This window comes from Undibacterium sp. Di27W (genome assembly GCF_049340345.1).
Classification (GTDB): Bacteria; Pseudomonadota; Gammaproteobacteria; order Burkholderiales; family Burkholderiaceae_D; genus Undibacterium.
This window is the reverse complement of the sequence record NZ_JBMPOS010000004.1, coordinates 56,763-71,502: the sequence shown is the minus strand read 5'-3', so window position 1 is coordinate 71,502 and position 14,740 is coordinate 56,763. Positions and strand designations below refer to the sequence as shown.

Sequence of the window (14,740 nt, the reverse complement as noted above, 5' to 3'; positions counted from 1 at the left end):
TTCCCTTATTTTGATTTCACACGCAGCAGATAATAGCTGATGACACCAAGAACGATACCCCAGCAGGCAGAGCCCAGGCCCAGCAAACTGATATTTGAAGCAGTCACAATAAAGGTGATCAGCGCTGCTTCACGTTCTGTCGTTTCCTGCATGGCATTCACCAGACCATTTTGAATTGCTCCCAATAAGGCCAGCCCAGCCACTGTGCTTACCAGTGCATGTGGCAAATGCAGGAACAGGGCAGTCAGGGAACCTGCAAAGCTGCCTATCAATAAATAGAAGCCACCACAAGCCACACCAGCGACCCAGCGTTTTTCTGCTTGCTGATGGGCTTCTGGCCCTGTGCATATCGCCGCAGTGATCGCTGCCAGGTTCACACCGTGGGAGCCAAATGGAGCCAGCAAGATACTGACAAAACCGGTGGCACTGACCAGTTTGCTGGTAGGGGCCTGTTCATACCCGGCGGCCCGCATGACAGCTACGCCGGGCACTTGCTGGCCAGTCAGGCAAAGTAAGGCCAATGGCAAGCCCAGGCTGATGATGGCACTCAAAGAAAATTCCGGCGTAGTCCAGACCGGCATCGTCAAACCCAAATGCACGGCTATGGCCTGGCCCTGATTACTGTCACCCCAACCAAGAACACTCCAGAGCATGACGCCACTCAGCAAGGTCAGCACGATGGCATAGCGTGCACTGCGTCGTTTGAATATCAGGTAGGCTGCAAACATGGCAGTCACCAGCAATGGCGCACCTGCCACCTCGCTGCGCGCATTGGCAAATACATCGACACCAAAGCGAAACAGGATGCCCGCCAGCATGGCTGCACACAGGCTCTTGGGTATTTTTGCCATGAGCTTCTCGAAGATACCGGTAATACCTATCAGCCAGATTGCTGCTGCCGCGATCAGATAGGCACCTATGGCCTGGTGATATGGCACCGTCGCCAGACCAGTCACCAGCAAGGCTGCACCCGGCGTATTCCAGGCACAGATCACTGGTATTTTGTGCCGCCAGCTCATCCAGACACCCACCAGTCCAGAACCTATGGAGATAGCCCATATCCAGGAGCTGGTTTGCGCCGTAGTCAGTTTTGCACTTTGTGCAGCTTGCAAGACCAGCAACATGGGCCCTGCATAGGAGATCAGTACGGCGATCAAACCAGCCAGTACCGCAGGAAAAAAATCTGCCGCCGTAGCGGCAAAACCCGGCTTGACAGCATTTGCCGGGGCAGGGAGAGGGGGATAGTGTGGTGTATTCATGCATACAGTCTAGTGCAGTGCAGGCTGGCATTTACTTACAGTAGTAATCTGGCTTATGCTATACAGATTCAAATTTCAGGTATCTGTTATGCAGCACAGTTACAGACAACTGGCAGACGCCATTGGTGCCGATATCCGCGCCAGCCGCTATCAGGTCGGTGAGCGCCTGCCATCGGTACGTCTGATTGCAGAGACGCAGCAAGTCAGCGTTTCTACTGCCATACGCTGTTATCGTTATCTTGAAAGCCAGGGCCTGGTCGAAGCGCGCAATAAGTCTGGCATCTATGTCGCTGACTGGAAGACCAGGCAGGCAACAAGCACAGCTACGCAGAAAAAAATCAGCCAGGCAGCACCTGCAGTTGAGTACGACAAGCTCATGTCCCTGCAACACAGAATGACGGAGCTATATTCGCTAACGGCACAACCCCTGCATCTGGGCCTGCATCTGGCCAGTGCTGCGCCAGAATGGTATCCCTGTGAAGCGCTGGCAAAAATCGCCCAGCGCCTGCTGCGGCAAGATCCTTTGCTGATCGGTGTCTATCCCGCTGGTACGGGTTTGCCAGCCCTGAAAAACAGCCTGATACACTGGTTGAAAAATGCAGGCATGGATTTGCAGGTCAACGATCTGCTCATCACCAATGGCAGCACAGAAGCCCTGAGTGTGGCCTTGCGTGCTGTCGCCCAACCAGGTAACGCCGTTATTGTTGAATCTCCCGTGTATTTTGGTTTGCTGCAAATGCTGGAGAATCTGGGCCTCAAGGCCATAGAAATTCCCTGCGTGCCAGGCCAGGGCATCAGCCTGGAAGCACTGGAATATGCACTCGAACATCAGGGCACGGTACGCGCCATCGTCGCCATGCCGAATTTCCAGAATCCCCTGGGTTGCACCATGCCTGAAAAAAACAAGAAGCGCCTGCTGCGTCTGGTCGAACAATATGACCTGGCCTTGATAGAAGACGATGTCTTTGGTGACCTGTCGCACCAGCAGGAAAGACCACAAGCCATCAAGGCCTGGGACAAGCAGGGCAGGGTCATCTATTGCGGCTCTTGCAGCAAAAGCCTGGCCCCGGCATTTCGCATAGGCTGGATAGCGGGTGGCCGCTATCAGGCCAGGATCAATTCATTAAAACTCAGCGCTTCTCTGATCACCCCCTTGTTTGAACAGGCGGTGTTGGCCGAGTTCATTGACTCAGGGGCCTTGCCATCTCATTTGCGCAAGTTGCGCGAACGTCTGGCAGCCAATATCCCTCTGGCGACTGCGGCCATAGCGCGCTATTTTCCTATGGGCACGCAAGTCATCAGCCCTGCAGGTGGCTGGTGGTTGTGGCTGGAGTTGCCTGAGCATATAGACAGCCTGGCTCTGCTGCGTCAGGCAGTCGCCAAAGGCATCGCATTTACACCCGGCAGTTTGTTTTCTGGTTCAGGCAAATACGCAAACTATCTGCGCATGAACATAGGGCGGCCTTGGGGGCGGGAGATGGAGCAGGGTATCAAGACTTTGGGTAAGCTGGCGCAAGAGTTCAGCTCCTGAGATTCAGATCAGTTTTGCTGTTATCAATGCCTTATCCCATTCCGGCACAGGCTGATACTCTTCCACCAGAAAATCAATCAACGCCCGCACCTTGGGGCTGACCTTGCGGGTAGCGGGGTAAAGTGCGGTGAAGTCATTCAGTGGCAAGGCCCAGTCTGGCAAAACTATGATCAGATTGCCTTCGATTAAATCACGCCATGCTAAAAAAGTCGTGTCATACACTATACCCAAGCCACGCAAGGCGGCCTGGTGCAGGACCTTGCCATTGTTGGAGGAAAAGCCTGGCGTGATATCCACCGCCAGGGTTTCGCTTTCACGCTCAAAATGCCAGGTGTTGCCCTGGGTAAGATGGCTGAAGTGCAGGCAGCGATGCTGGTTCAATTCTTCCGGGTGGGCTGGCATGCCATGTTTTGCCAGATATTCAGGGCTGGCGCACAGCAGGCCACGGCAGGGAGCCAGCCTGCGTGCATGCAAGCCGGGGCTGTCGGGGATGCCACCTACCCGTATGCTGAGGTCAAAGCCATGTTTGAACGGGTCCAGCAGGTTGTCATCCACATGCAATGTCGGTTGCAGTAAGGGGTGCAGCAGGGTAAAGCGGGCAAGGGCATCGGCCAGCCATTCGCTGCCAAAGCTATTTGGTGCCTGTATGCGTATGCCACCGGACAGCTCATTGCCAGCCTGGCTGACCACCAGCCGCGCGTGGCGTGCATGTTCCACGCTGGCACTGCAAGGCTCCAGGTAAGCCTGGCCTAGCTCGGTCAGACTGACTTCGCGGGTCGATCTGTGCAGCAGGCGTGCACCCAGTTCCGCTTCCAGTTGCATGATGTGCTTGCTGACCATGGCGCGGCTAATGCCCAGGTGGCGTCCGGCTGCGCTAAAACTGCGCTGCCTTGCGACTTCGACGAAGATTTCCATTGCTTTTAGTTGATCCATGAAAGCCATTGTCTATAGGTTGAATACAATCTGTCAATCATTGTGGGTATTGTGCGCAACAAATGAAATTCGCTACACTTGATGCATATCAAGCTGAGACCTCACAAAAGTGATGGTTTTTTGCTTCCCCCGATTCACAGCCAGGAGTCAGCATGCTCAGCACAGAACAAATCGCTCAATTTCAGCAAGACGGCTACGTCGTCGTCCCCAATTTCAAAAATGCCAAAGAAATCGCTGCCCTGCGTGAGCGTGCAGCCAAAATCGTTGATGAATTTGATCCTGCTTCTTCCAAATCCATCTTCACGACCAGGGAGCAGGAAAAAAAGATAGATCATTATTTCCTCAATTCTGCCAACAATATCAGTTGTTTTTTTGAAGAAGAAGCTTTTGATGAACAGGGCAAGCTGCGTCAGGCCAAGTCACTGTCCATCAACAAGATAGGTCATGCGATACATGATCTTGATCCCGTCTTCAGCGCGTTTTCGCGCGGCACTGCGCTGGCCAAAGTAGCAGAGCAACTGGGTTTGCAACACCCGCAGATTTACCAGTCCATGTATATCTTTAAGCAGCCTGGCATAGGTGGGGAAGTGCGCTGGCACCAGGATGCGACTTATTTTGAAACAGATCCTGTCAGTGTCACCACCTTCTGGTTTGCACTCGAAGACGCGACGCTGGAAAACGGCTGTATGTGGGCAGAACCGGGCGGGCATCGCACACCCATGCGCGAACGCTTCGTGCGTGAAGGCGATCAGGTGCGGGTAGAAAAACTCGATAACATGCCCTGGCCAGATGACAGCACCGCCATCCCGCTGGAAGTCAAGGCAGGCAGCCTGGTCTGCTTTCATGGCCTGTTGCCACATTACAGCGCACCGAATCGCTCAGCAGTTTCACGCCATGCCTATACCCTGCATGTAACGGATGGAACGACCAATTATTCGCCACAAAACTGGATACAGCGCGATGCCAGTTTCCCTGTTCGTGGTTTTGTCTGAGTAGCGAACGATGAATTCTGAAATATTGATTTTCGCCCCGCACTGGGGAAGCGCTCACCTTAGCCGTGAAGCTTTTATTGCCCAAGTATTGGAAGCTGGTTTCGATGGCATAGAAATGTCTTTGCCCATGGATGTGGCTGAACGCGATGCGTGGACAAGTGCAATTGCCAACGCAGGCCTGAAGCTGATCGCCCAGCAGTGGGAAACCGTCTTCCACAGCGATTTTGCAGCACATAAGCAAGCCTTAAATGATTTGCTACGCAATGCCTGCGCAGCTAAACCCCTGTTCGTGAACACGCATACTGGCAAAGACTTTTACAGTCAGGCACAAAACAGCGAATTGCTGGATCTGGCTGACGAGATAGCTGCTGAAACCGGTATCACCATCGTCCATGAAATCCACCGCAGCCGCTTCAGTGGTCATCCTATGTTGCTCTTGCCTTATCTTGAGCAGCGTCCACAATTGCCATTGAATGCAGACCTTTCTCACTGGTGTTGTGCCTGCGAATCCCTGCTGGAAGACCAGGCGCATATACTGGAAAAAGTATTCCCTCATGTGCGCCATATCCACGCCCGCGTCGGTCATAGCCAGGGCCCGCAAGTCAATGATTTCCGCGCACCTGAGCATGCGGCAGCCTTGCAACAGCATCTGTCATGGTGGGATGCCATCATCCGCCAGCAACGCGATTCTGGCAAACAGCAAATTACTTTGACGCCTGAGTTTGGCCCTGCGCCTTATACAGCTAGCCTGCCATATACGAATCAGCTAGTGTCCGATGCCTGGGAATTGAATGTGGCGATGATGCACGTGCTGCGCGAGCGTTATCAGGGATGAATGGGGCTTGAGTCTGTCATTTATCTGTGACACCGTAGTATGCTGCTGGTTATTTAGTATGCTGATTTCAGCTCAAGGATATGATGAAAACTGTGACTGAAACTTATGTATTTACGTGGAAAAAACATCGATATTCTTCGATAGAATTTCTGATTTCATCCATGCTTTTCCTGAGCGTATGTGCAATAGGAATTTTCCTGTTCATGTACGGGGACATATTAAAGCAAGCGCAGGTCGAGGAAATGTCGCCAAGATTCTTGATTTTTCTTGTGATCCTTGTCTTCCACTATGCGAACATGAAATTTCTTCGTTCTGCAAGATTAATTGTCGATAGTTCAGGTGTAAGGCTGGAGCAGTCTCACGGTAGTGCTTCGGCAATTTTGAAATTGTTTGAAAGAAAAGCGCTATGGGCCGAACTGAAAAATGTCAGCTACATCTCAGCTTTTCAAATCATTCATCTGCGCTCAAAGCCAATGTCGCAAGCCTTGAGCATCCGGGTTAAAGACTGGCAGTTAGAAAAGACGGGTGGCACTTTGCATGCCAGAGATGCTGAGCTTGATTTGATCAAGTTTTTTCGCGAACTGGAAGTTTTTGAATCATTTCCCAAGAATAGAAATCTTGATTCGGCCAGCTTTGATTTGAGTGAACACTCCGCGACAAAAAATCTACTGCTGGTAATGGGCTGTCTGGTCGCATATAGTTTCATCGACGTGATGCTACAACATGAGGGATATGCCTTTTTTGACCCTGTGCCGCATGTCACCTTAGGCGTATTTGCCACAATTATTGTGGCTTACTTACTATACAAAGCGCGAATTCGTGATTTTATCCCTTCGGGTATCATCCTTATCCTGGCATTAATGGGGGGCATGACATGTGGTATCGCCAGTTATGTCGCAGGCATACGCATTAATCAACTTGCTGGCGGCCCTTTGCTGGAAGCCAGATATCACCGTGACACAAGTTGCCTGAACTTGCTGCCTGAAGATAAAAACCTGCCAGTTGTCGAATATGGCAACATCCCTGTGAATTATTGGTGCAGCAAGCGTGTGGATGAAGTTCTGCTCATCAAAGTACGCAAAGGATTGTTTGGCTCGTATCAGTTTGATCTCAGAGAGCAGACACAGGCAATTCGCGACCATAAAAATCCATGATATGAAGTTTTTATAATCAGTTTAAAAAAAAGAGAATCGCTGCCTGCGCTTGTAAGTATTCCAGCGAGCTAACATCGCCGCCTGCAGTGCGCTTCCGGCAAGCGGGAGTGCACATTATTGCCAGAGTTTGGCATCATTCCCAAACGTAAATTTGCGATATGCCATCAGGACGTATCCTATTCCTGGAAATAGGATCGCGCGATGAAGAATTCTCTGCGTAAACCTCAGACAGGGAAATAAAAACCTTATTTCCATTGAAGCAAAATAGTCATGATGGATCTGGCTATCCTGAATTGTCTTTTTATGACAAGGTATTCATCTTTTGTCTATACTGTAGCTCCATTCTAATGGAGGAATCGGTACATGCAAGATCATCAACAGAGATATACCTTTATTCGCGGCAAGAGCGCCTTGTCAACGCGGGAAAAACTGATACTGTTTGTTCCAACTTTATTACTTGTGGCAGTAATCATCTGGATGAGTTATTGGGAATTGCTCAAGCCTGAAGACTTGAAAAAAATTCTGCTATCAGACAAGGCCTGGCAAAGAACTTTTCCCATGCTTTTACCCATGGTGCTGATCGTTTTTTTTCAAATTGCTATCCAATTGGCTTACCGTTCAACGAAGCTTGTTATTGATAGCAAGGAGATGTTTCTGGAGTGGCCATCTGACTCAGTATTTGCCAAATGGAAGTTCCTTGAAAAGAGGATAGCGTGGGCAGACCTGAAAAATGCAACTTATCTGCCTAGTTTTGGGGCTGTACATCTGCGCTCGAAAACAAGTTCGCTCCCATGGGGAATACGACTTAAAGACTGGAAAACATCTGGTACTGATGAACTCTCACAATATGCAATAAAACCTGCCGGAACTGATTTACTCAGCGTCTTGCGCGAGCAGGGAATTTTCGAGACAGCGTCTGAAGGTGAAGATCCACGCCTTGCCGCGATGACATTTGATTTAATGAAGCACCCGGTAACGAGAAACATATTAATAGGCGTTGCTGCCCTCGTTGTTTATTGCTTTGCCGATGTCATGATGCAGCAGGAGGGCTGGGCATTTTTTAATAAAGACTATCTGCTTCCTCATATTATTATTGCTGTTGTGGCGACGCTCTTGCTAGCCTGGGTGGCCTTGACATCTGAGAAGAGCAAGCAGGCTCCCAAGGGGATTATTGCAGCGATGATCGTGCTTTCCAGCTTTTCGTTTGTGGTTACCAGCTATGTCGCCGGTATCCGGATTAACCAGTTCGCTGGCGGACCTTTGATCTCGGCTGAATATCATAGGGATGACAGTTGTGAAAACTTAATTCCTGTAGAGAAGAGCTTGCCTGTTGTTGAGTATACTCGCAAGACCAGGGATTATTGGTGCAGCATAGATGCAGAGGATGTCGTCACGGTCAAGGTTCGCAAAGGATTGTTTGGCTTGTATCAATTTGACCTCAGGGAACAGACGAAGGCAATACGCAGTTTTAAGCAAAAATCTTAAGATTGTCTATCCTTTTGAGAAATAGTGTAGCTGGCCTGAGTCAGTTGGTATGGTGCGCTGTGCGCACTAACTTCTTGACGCGAAATTGCGTTCAGCTTATCGATGATGAATTGATATTGAGACAGGCATTTATCTAAGAGATCATGTATGCAGATCATTTTTTGAATGCCAGCTTCTTGTACATGATGTCAGTGCGCAAGACATATTTAATTCCGGTATCGATAGCTGTTCCCTGGTGTGCTAGCAAGTGAGGAAAAATTAATGCCATGCCTGTTTCAGGTTTGATGTCTGCAAAACGGAATGCGGTATGGCCGCCATGATAATCTGCATTCAGGTAAATCAATAAAGTAAAGAAACTGCTTTCTACTTCTGATCTCTTGAAATGGAGATCGTGATGCCATTTGAAATATTGGCCAGTCTCATAACGATAAAAACGGAAGCGCTCATTCAAACCCGATAAAGTCCATTCTTTCAAGGTCGCTGGCAGGATTAGATGGCTGCGCTTGTACATGGAGTCGGCAAGTGCGGTGTCATCGAAAATAATGCGCTCATTATTGCGCACCTGTTCTCGTCTGCTTGCATCCGCCTGAATTTGTATATCAGCTTTTTCATAGCCCATCTGATTGCTGCAAGATATCATGCGCTTGCATTCTTCTTCGGTCAGGAAGTTTTTGATACTATATACACCTGAACCATGCTCATCGATTTTCATAAGATTTTTAAAACTCTATGCTGCATGTATTTCTGAGCTTGGAGCCTTTTTGTACATGACATCCGTACGCAAAACATATTTGACGCCGCTTTCCACAGGTGCACCCTGATGCAACATCATATGCGGGAAAACCAGGGCCATGCCTTTTTCTGGCTGTATGGTTTCCCAGCGGAAGGATGTGCTGCCGCCTGTGTAGTCACCATTGAGATAAATCAGCAAGGTCAAAAAACTGACTTCATCTTCATTGCGGGCATAATTGCCATCTTTATGCCATTTAAAATACTGACCTTCTTCATACCGGTAAAAGCGAAAGCGTTCATTCAGGCCCAGTAGAGTCCATTCTTTTAATTCTGCAGGAAGGAACAGCTTTGCTCTTTCAAAGATAGCGGCTGCCAGGGGCTTGTCATCAAAGATGACGCGGTCATTATTGCGTACATCCTTATACATGCGCATGCCTGTGTCAGTTTGTATCATGGCTTCTTCATAGCCCATTTGTTCGCTGCTAAAGATCATGCGTTCGCATTCTTCTTCAGTGATGAAATTTTTAATGCCAAATACACCAGCACCGTAGTTATTGAGTTCCATATCGTTCTCGATTTGTTTCGTACTGACTATAATATAAGGAACTTTGTTGTAAATTTCAACTAAGTTAGTTTTAAATATTTACGAACTTAGTGGCGGATTTGTACTAAATCCAGCTTTCGCTTACAATGTCAGCATTGAATACTCAGGGGAAAAAGCATGGCGACTGTTAAGCAAAGCGAAAAAGAATTTCTGCTCAATTACAATATCCATGACTATGATGTCCCGTTGACCAGCGTAGACCTGGTGATTTTCACGATCAGGGACCAGGCTCTGCAAGTCTTGCTGGTCAAACGGGGTGACCATCCTTGCAAGGGGCAATGGAGTTTGCCTGGTGGCTTTATCGATGTCCACAATGATATCGACCTGGATGGCGCAGCGCTGCGCAAGCTCAAGGAAAAGACCGGCGTAGAAGCACCTTATCTTGAGCAATTGCAGGGCTTTGGTAGCCGCAGCCGTGATCCGCGTGGCTGGTCTACTACCTTTGCTTACTTCGCCCTGATCTCCTCTGACCGCATCACGCTTAGTCATGGTGGCAATGCAGATGCGGTGCGCTGGTGCCCGGTTGAATCGGACGAGGGTTTGCCCAAGCTGGCCTTTGATCATGCGCAAATACTGGATATTGCAGTCCAGCGCCTGCGCAACAAGGTGGAATACACCTCTTTGCCAGCGCATCTATTACCGGAAGAATTCACGCTGTCTGAGCTGCAGCGCGTGTACCAGGTCTTGCTGGGGCGTCTGGTCGACAAGAGTGCGTTTCGCAAGCGCATCAGGGAAGGCGACTTCCTGGAAGAGTTGCCGGGTAAATGGCGTCTGGGCAGTAATCGTCCGGCGCAGTTGTATGGCTTGCGCAAAGGGCAGGGTACTGTGTATTTCAACCGCCTGATGACGGGTGAGGTCGGGGCCAAATAGCTTTTCCTGCATCTTTAGTTTGGGGCATTTTGAGTTAATGCCCCAAACCAACATCGTCAAGTTTTGTCAAAAATGCACATTCGTGCACATCTAAACTTGACGAAAATTTAATATTATCAAATAATCATCCTGCATTCCTGATTTTCATGTTTGCCGGGCACGCCTTGCTATGCGTGTCCGGCAAATGTCCGTGTCAACAATGCGCACCAGCCAAAACTAAAGCTAGCACGTGCACATTCAGTACAAAAAGGGAGACAGTGTATGAGTAAAGATCAAGACCCCATTCCGCCATGTTTTGACCAGGCCAACCAGGCACCTGAGCGTCTGACCGAGATGTTTGTCGGGATAGCGCAAGGAAACCGCATCAGGCTGGGCCAGCGTCCGGCAGAGCGTGCAGTGTTCCGCAAATTGCATGGGGTTGCCAGCGCCAGGCTGGTGATGGAAAAGAAAATACCGGCCAAACTCAAGGTCGGTGTTTTTGCGCATGAGAGCCTAGATGCCTGGGTCAGATTTTCCAGTGACACCACGCCAACTTCGCCTGACCTGTATTCGACTTTGGGCATAGGTATCAAACTGTTTGGCGTGCCCGGCCCCAAGGCGCTGGGTGATGATGGCGATACCGCTGACTTCATCATGCAAAATTTCCCGGTCTTCTTTGTCGATAATGCCAAGGAGATGGTGGAGTTTACTTATGCTGGCGTGGTCGCACAGGATTATCCCGGTTACCTGAAAAAACATCCCAAGACTGCAAAAATACTGGACCAGATGGAAAAGGTCGAGGGCAGTACCCTGACCACGACTTATTGGGCCATCCTGCCTTTTCATGCCGGGCAAAAAGACTATGTCAAATATCGCCTGGAGCCGGTCACTCCACCAGAGAACGTGCCAAATGATGAGCGCGATTATCTGGCGGTGGATATGTGCAATCGCCTGGCCAAACGCGAATACCAGTTCCGCTTCATGGTACAACTGCGCACCAATCCCAAGACCATGCCGCTGGATGAAGCAACGGTGGAATGGCCAGAATCAGAAAGCCCTTTCATCCATGTCGCCACCCTGATCTTGCCGCAGCAGGATATCAGTGTGCGTGGTCAGTCTGAATATGGCCAGGGCCTGGCCTTCAATATCTGGCGCGTGCCACCGGTGCAAGCACCGACAGGCTCCATCGCCGAGGCGCGCAAAGTCGTCTATGCAGCAGGTGCAGATGCCAGGCATGAAGCCAATGGCCAAAGCCTGCAAGACCCACGCGAGCCGCGTTCCCCGACTGCGGGCTGTCCCTTTCACGCGCTTGCGCAGGCAAAGGCAGAACCCGTAGTCAAGGACACTTGCATCGTCAAGGCCGTGATTTATCCAGCTATAGGTGTGGCGCGTGTAGGCACCAGTGAGAAGGAATGGTTCCTTGGGCCAGAAGTGCCTTATCCCAAACCAGAGGCCCCCGGTTATTACCGAGACGCCCATAAAAAACTCAAGCGTCAGGGGGCCAGGTTTCGCGTCTATGGCGTGAATGCCAAAGGCGAGATCGTCAAGGAACTCAATGCTGACAATGCCAAGGTAGAGTGGCAGGTACAGCTTGCCAATACCAAGTCAGCCTGGTATGGCTTCCAGCTGGCGCTGGATATCCCTGAAGCCGCCTCTGCACCACAAACCACCTTGCGCAATGCGGCAGTGCCGGACAGGAGCATGTTGTCCATCACGCCCAAGCAAAGAAAAGTCAGCGGCAAAAAATCTAAACCGCAGCGTTTTGATGATGGCAAATTCATGGACAAGCCTGTGTATCTGGGCGAGGCTTTTACCGATGAACAAGGTCGTTTGATTGTACTGGGTGGGCATGGAGTATCCGCCTCTTACGACAATAGCCGCGCCATCACCTTTGCCAATAATGAAGGCTGGCATGATGATACTGCTGACGGCCCCATCAATGCCAAGGTTGTTTATGAAGGTCTGGAGTTGATGGTAGAGCCGTCCTGGGTCGTGGTCGCCCCACCCAATTATGCGCCGCAAAGAAAATCAGTGCGCACCATGTGGGATTTGATGCGCGATGTCGCCATCACTGCCGGCACCTTGCCCAAACCAAAACGCCCCAGCTTTACTTTCGACATCCTGCCGCTGTTTGAACGCCTGCATGGCTTGCAATGGGTGAATGCTGGCTTTAATGCAGGCTTTGGTTGGAAGGGCGCGATTGACCTCACCAGTGCAGATGCTCTGTCTCGCCTGGCCAGCAATAATACCGCCTATGTAGAATTACGCCGTACCATCGCCAACCAGTTCCGCAATTATGAAGTCGATGCCTGGTCACCCAAGCCCTGGCCATGGTTGTATGGCGATGCCATGGCTATCCCCGCTGCGCAAACACCAAGACAAAATGCCTCGCTGACGGCAACTCAACTGGCGATGTTGATGGAATGGGCAGAAGGCAATTTTGTAGAAGATTATGACCCCGATCGCAAACATGCCGAACGCATAGACCAGGTGCCGCTGGAACAGCAGGGCGACACCCTGACGCAGGCGGCGCTAGACTTTTGCCTGGCTGACGCCTTCCACCCAGGTTGTGAAATGACCTGGCCGGTACGAGCCAGCACCATGTATATGGCACCGTTCCGCTTTGCTCATGCCGTCGATGGCTGGATTGCACCGGGCCTGGGTGAGATACTCACCAGCGACGGAGTCACCATACCTAACGGCCCCTTGTACGGCCAGCAGGCTGGCGGCATCACCCGCTGGATGGCTGTGCCATGGCAGACAGATACTGCAAGCTGCCGTTCAGGTTACGATAAGTCTTATGACCCTTATGTACCAAGCTTCTGGCCTGCCCGTGTGCCCAACCAGGTCCTGACCAAGCAAAACTATGCCGTCGTCATGGATGAGAAAAAACCGCTGGGTGAAAGGCTGGCCGCATTTGCCAACCGCGCCTCATGGATCAACCCACTGGGCAGCACCAGCTACACCGACCAGATCAATAATATGATTCATCATTTTGATCATCTCGGTGTGGTTGAAGTGCATCCTGGTCCGGCTGATCATCAGCACTTCCCGGCTGAGTTTGAAGTGGAAGACCAGCACCTGCCTATCGCCGACATGCCTGCACCAAATGCTCAGCACGTCGCACATGAGGAGCATGCCAGGGTGGGGGCAGCAGAAGTGACGAATGCTGAATCTGTCGATATCATGACGATAGAAAAAGTACGCCGCTTCCCGCGTGGTTTGCATCGTTAGACGTGGGAACGTTGCAGATAGATGCCTTGGTACTGGGGGCAGGGCCTGCGGGCTCTGCCTTTGCCTTGAACCTCGCACCATTTCAAAAAGTAGTCATGCTGGAAGCATCACCGCCAGCAGTCATGCGCATAGGCGAATCCCTGCCAGCCGCAGCCGGTAAGCTGCTGGCTGACATGGGATTATATGAAGCATTTTTGCAGCAAGCTCATCAGCCTGCGCATTTGAATATCAGTCACTGGGGCAGTGATCTGGCGATAGAGCAGGATGCCATGCGCAATCTGGATGGGCATGGCTGGTATCTCGATCGCCACCGTTTTGATTGCTGGCTGCAGGATGTCGCGCAAGAACGTGGTGCGGCTTTGCTGAGGCAAAGCAAGCTGCTGTCTTTTGCACCTGCGAAAAACAATCCTGAGTATTGGGATGCTGTCATCGCCGTGCAGGGCAAGACAGTGCAGGTAGAAACCAGAATGCTCATTGATGCCAGCGGCAGAAAATCGCTGCTGACGCGGCAACTGGCTATTACTCGCAAAACCACAGATAAACTGGTGTGCAGTTGGCTGTTGGGTAAGGACACAGACAATACAGCAGGCTCCAGCCACATCAGTGCCGAAGCTGGCGGCTGGTGGTATAGCTCATCCCTGCCAGGCCAGGGTCGCATTGTGGCGTTTTACACTGATGCCGATTTGCCAGCAGCGGCTGCCTGCAATCATCAGCAAGGGCTATTGCAACGTCTGCGCCAGAATACGCAATTGTCGGCCTGTCTTGATGAATATGGTTTTGTGCCGGGACAACAGCATGGATATTGTGCCGCCCATACTGCAGTGCTGCAGCAGTTTGCCGGGCCTAACTGGCTGGCCATTGGTGATGCCGCACTGAGCTTTGATCCTCTGTCTTCGCAAGGCATATTCAATGCCTTGTACACTGGCCTCGCTGCAGCAGAGGCAGTGTCGCATTATGATGCTGAGGCACAAGCTGCTTATGTGGTGGAGTTGACATCCATACAGGCAGCTTATCTGCATCATCTGCAAATCTGGTATCAGCAGGAGCAACGCTGGGCTGATCAGCCATTCTGGCAGCGTCGCAACGCTACTTTCATTGCTGCCTGAATTTTCGTCGCAAAATTGTAAGCAGA

12 protein-coding genes are annotated in these 14,740 nt (G+C 50.8%); 8 read left to right on the top strand and 4 right to left on the bottom strand.

Features of this window, described 5'->3' with window-relative positions; genetic code table 11:
• Positions 1-5: 5 nt before the first annotated feature.
• Positions 6-1,259, bottom strand: a complete 1,254-nt coding sequence (locus ACO0LF_RS09930) for a benzoate/H(+) symporter BenE family transporter (RefSeq protein ID WP_423013953.1) — start codon at positions 1,257-1,259, stop codon at positions 6-8.
• Positions 1,260-1,347: 88 nt separating this feature from the next.
• Between ACO0LF_RS09930 and ACO0LF_RS09925 the strand changes: the two genes are divergently transcribed.
• The gene (locus ACO0LF_RS09925; RefSeq protein ID WP_423013952.1) at positions 1,348-2,790 is read left to right on the top strand and encodes a PLP-dependent aminotransferase family protein; all 1,443 of its coding nucleotides are present in this window, start codon (positions 1,348-1,350) and stop codon (positions 2,788-2,790) included.
• A 3-nt stretch (positions 2,791-2,793) separates the two neighbouring features.
• Here the strand turns inward: ACO0LF_RS09925 and ACO0LF_RS09920 are convergent, their stop codons facing one another.
• Positions 2,794-3,723, bottom strand: coding sequence for a LysR family transcriptional regulator (locus ACO0LF_RS09920; protein WP_423013951.1), 930 nt, complete (start codon positions 3,721-3,723; stop codon positions 2,794-2,796).
• A gap of 152 nt (positions 3,724-3,875) precedes the next feature.
• On the opposite strand from ACO0LF_RS09920, the gene ACO0LF_RS09915 reads away from it, so the two are divergent.
• From ACO0LF_RS09915 to ACO0LF_RS09900, 4 genes are all read left to right on the top strand, one after another.
• Complete coding sequence (locus ACO0LF_RS09915) at positions 3,876-4,715, top strand: phytanoyl-CoA dioxygenase family protein (RefSeq protein WP_423013950.1); 840 nt, start codon at positions 3,876-3,878, stop codon at positions 4,713-4,715.
• A gap of 10 nt (positions 4,716-4,725) precedes the next feature.
• On the top strand, positions 4,726-5,550 hold the full coding sequence (locus ACO0LF_RS09910) for a sugar phosphate isomerase/epimerase family protein (protein ID WP_423013949.1): 825 nt from the start codon (positions 4,726-4,728) through the stop codon (positions 5,548-5,550).
• An 80-nt stretch (positions 5,551-5,630) separates the two neighbouring features.
• Positions 5,631-6,704 carry a hypothetical protein gene (locus ACO0LF_RS09905; RefSeq protein WP_423013948.1) on the top strand — a complete coding sequence of 358 codons (1,074 nt, stop codon included), beginning with the start codon at positions 5,631-5,633 and terminating at the stop codon, positions 6,702-6,704.
• Positions 6,705-7,067: 363 nt separating this feature from the next.
• Positions 7,068-8,189 (top strand): hypothetical protein, encoded by a 1,122-nt coding sequence (locus tag ACO0LF_RS09900; protein ID WP_423013947.1) that lies wholly within the window; start codon positions 7,068-7,070, stop codon positions 8,187-8,189.
• Positions 8,190-8,343: 154 nt separating this feature from the next.
• Here the strand turns inward: ACO0LF_RS09900 and ACO0LF_RS09895 are convergent, their stop codons facing one another.
• Positions 8,344-8,901 (bottom strand): 2OG-Fe(II) oxygenase, encoded by a 558-nt coding sequence (locus ACO0LF_RS09895; protein ID WP_423013946.1) that lies wholly within the window; start codon positions 8,899-8,901, stop codon positions 8,344-8,346.
• A gap of 15 nt (positions 8,902-8,916) precedes the next feature.
• The gene (locus ACO0LF_RS09890; RefSeq protein WP_423013945.1) at positions 8,917-9,486 is read right to left on the bottom strand and encodes a 2OG-Fe(II) oxygenase; all 570 of its coding nucleotides are present in this window, start codon (positions 9,484-9,486) and stop codon (positions 8,917-8,919) included.
• Positions 9,487-9,642: 156 nt separating this feature from the next.
• Here ACO0LF_RS09890 and ACO0LF_RS09885 point away from each other — a divergent pair, with 156 nt between their 5' ends.
• From ACO0LF_RS09885 to ACO0LF_RS09875, 3 genes are all read left to right on the top strand, one after another.
• Positions 9,643-10,395 carry an NUDIX hydrolase gene (locus ACO0LF_RS09885; RefSeq protein ID WP_423013944.1) on the top strand — a complete coding sequence of 251 codons (753 nt, stop codon included), beginning with the start codon at positions 9,643-9,645 and terminating at the stop codon, positions 10,393-10,395.
• Positions 10,396-10,656: 261 nt separating this feature from the next.
• On the top strand, positions 10,657-13,608 hold the full coding sequence (locus ACO0LF_RS09880) for a LodA/GoxA family CTQ-dependent oxidase (RefSeq protein WP_423013943.1): 2,952 nt from the start codon (positions 10,657-10,659) through the stop codon (positions 13,606-13,608).
• Between the two features lie 2 nt (positions 13,609-13,610).
• Positions 13,611-14,714, top strand: coding sequence for a tryptophan 7-halogenase (locus ACO0LF_RS09875; RefSeq protein WP_423013942.1), 1,104 nt, complete (start codon positions 13,611-13,613; stop codon positions 14,712-14,714).
• The last annotated feature ends 26 nt before the right edge of the window (positions 14,715-14,740 follow it).